The organism is Leisingera sp. ANG-M7, assembly GCF_000813965.1.
In the GTDB taxonomy this organism is placed as follows: domain Bacteria; phylum Pseudomonadota; class Alphaproteobacteria; order Rhodobacterales; family Rhodobacteraceae; genus Leisingera.
Genome location: NZ_JWLI01000026.1, coordinates 34647 through 34935 on the forward strand (window position 1 = coordinate 34647; position 289 = coordinate 34935).

The 289-nt window shown below is 70.2% G+C and carries 1 pseudogene; it reads right to left on the minus strand.

From position 1 onward, the window contains the following. Positions 1-289 (minus strand): annotated as a pseudogene (locus RA26_RS23285) (ABC transporter permease); the annotation flags it as partial.

Here is a 289-nt window from a genome sequence, read left to right on the forward strand (position 1 = left end):
GCGAGAAGCTGATCGCCCGGGACACGGTGAGCGACAGCGACTGGTACAGGTTGAAGGGCAGGTAGCCGGTGGCATAGAACAGCAGGAAGCTGGTGCCCAGCGACGGGGTGTGGATCACCAGCGAAAACCCCACGGCGAGGAACAGAATCGCCGCCAGCGGCTCCAGCACCGCCCAGACATAGCCGCCCGGGGTGCGCCCGTAGCGGGTCGACATCTCGCGCAGCACCAGCGCCGCCACCGTGCGCAGGGTGGCAAAACGGCGCCGCCGGGGGGCTGCCGCGGGCAGGGG